Here is a 2,123-nt window from a genome sequence, read left to right as displayed (position 1 = left end):
CCACAGCATCGAAGATACATGGACGCTGCGGCGCATCTGTCGTCTCTATGTATGAATTTTCTGCACATATGTCCGGGTAGTTGACCGGCGGGAAAGAAATTGAAGATGAACGCTCCACAGGTGAGAGACCGGCATTCTGCCTCCGATGACGATGCGATCGACCTCACGCAGCTGCTGCTGACCCTGCGCGCGGGGTGGAAGATCGTCGCCGCGGCGGTGGGCGTCGCGGTCCTCCTCGGGGTGGTCTATGCCTATCTTCTGGCCACGCCGATCTACACCGCGAAATCGGTGGTGGTGCTGGATACCCGCAAGGCGCAGGTCGTCGATCTCCAGGGGATGATGAGCGGGCTGACCGGGGCCTCCGACGAGCTCAACACCGAGGTCGAGGTGATGCGCTCGCGCGGACTGGCCGAGAAGGTCGTCGACGAGATGGACCTGCTCGCCGATCCCGAGTTCAACGAGGCCCTGAGGGCGCCCTCGCTGAAGGCGCGGCTGAAGGGGCTTTTCGGCAAGGCGGCGCCCGCGCTCGACCCGGCGGCGGAAAAGGCGGCGGTGGTGAGCGATCTGCTTGCGCAGGTCTCGGTGCGCAACCTGCCGTCGAGCTATGTCTTCGAGATTTCCGTGAAGTCGGAGGATCCGCAGAAGGCGGCGCGGATCGCGGATGTGCTGGCGAAGCGCTACATCCTCAACCAGATCGAGGTGAAATTCGATGCGACGGAGCAGGCGACGGCCTGGCTGAGCAACCGTGTCGCCGAACTCAAGAGCGAACTCGAGAAGGCCGAGGAGAAGGTCAAGGCCTTCAACTCGCAGACGACGCTGGTCTCGACGGAGATGCTCGCCTCGCTCGAGGTCCAGCTGAAGGATCTGCGCGAACGGATCGCGCAGGGCGGCGCGCAGGAGAAGGCGGCGCGCGCGCGGCTTGACGGGCTGAAGGCGGCGCAGAGCCGCGAGGAGAAGCTGCAGCGCGCGCAGGACGGCATGCTGACCCAGCTCGCCGCGGGCGACGAGGCGGCCTTCGAGGCGCGCTATGCGCAGGTGGTGGCGCGGGCGGAGCTGGATCTGGCGCGCGCGAGCGACCAGCGCGCGGCGCTGGAGCGCTCACAACAGGTCATGTCCGACCAGATCGCGCGCCAGGGCGACGACATGATCCAGTTGCAGCAGCTCACCCGCGAGGCCGAGGCGAGCCGAACCCTTTACGAATATTTTCTTGGCCGGCTGAAGGAGACCTCGGCGCAGCAGGGCATCCAGCAATCGGACAGCCGCATGCTCTCCTCCTCCGTGGTGCCCACGGTTCCGACCGCGCCGCGCAGGAGCCTGATCCTGGCGATGTGCCTGGTTCTGGGCGCGATGGCGGGGATGGCGATCGTGCTTGCGCGCGAGGCGACGCGGCGCGGCTTCCGCTCGGCACGCCAGCTCGAGGAGGATACGGGCGTGGTGGTGATGGGGCAGATCCCGCTGATCCCGGGCAAGACCCGGTCGGAGGTGCTGAACTATCTCGTGACGAAACCCTCCTCGGCGGCGATGGAGGCGATCCGCGATCTGCGCACCTCGGTGCTCTTGTCGAACATCGACCACCCGCCGCAGGTGATCATCTCGACCTCCTCGGTGCCCGGCGAGGGCAAGACGACGAACTCCATGGCGCTTGCGATCAATCTCGTCGGGATCGGCAAGTCGGTGCTGCTGATCGAGGGGGATATCCGGCGCAATACGCTTGGGCAGTATTTTCCCGAGGTGAAGACGGGCAAGGGGCTGGTCTCGGTGATCGCGGGCGAGGTCTCGGTCGATGAGGTGATGATCCATCCGGAAGGTCTGGGCCTGTCGATGATCATGGGCGAGCGCTCGGCGATCAACGCCGCGGATCTCTTCATGTCCGACGCCTGGCACGACTTCCTGGGTAAGATGCGTGCGCGCTTCGATTACATCATCATCGACACCCCGCCGGTGCTGGTGGTGCCCGATGCGCGGATCATCGCGCAGAAGGCCGACGCCGTGCTGTTCACCGTGAAGTGGGACGACATCAGCAGCGCGCAGGTGCAGGAGGCGCTGCAGATGTTCGAGACGGTCAATCTGAAGGTCTCGGGGCTGGTGCTCAGCCAGATCGACGACGTGCAGATGAAGCGCTA

Annotated in this window: 1 protein-coding gene; it reads left to right on the top strand. The window is 65.3% G+C overall.

What is annotated here, in order from left to right; translation table 11 throughout:
• Positions 1-105: 105 nt before the first annotated feature.
• Positions 106-2,123: GumC family protein (locus AB7U46_RS17070; RefSeq protein ID WP_428338187.1), on the top strand; the 2,018-nt coding region annotated here is incomplete at its 3' end.

The sequence above is a fragment of the Paenirhodobacter sp. genome, assembly GCF_050177655.1.
Lineage (GTDB): Bacteria > Pseudomonadota > Alphaproteobacteria > Rhodobacterales > Rhodobacteraceae > Rhodobacter.
The sequence above is the reverse complement of the archived record's forward strand: the minus strand, read 5'-3'. Positions and strand labels throughout refer to the sequence as shown.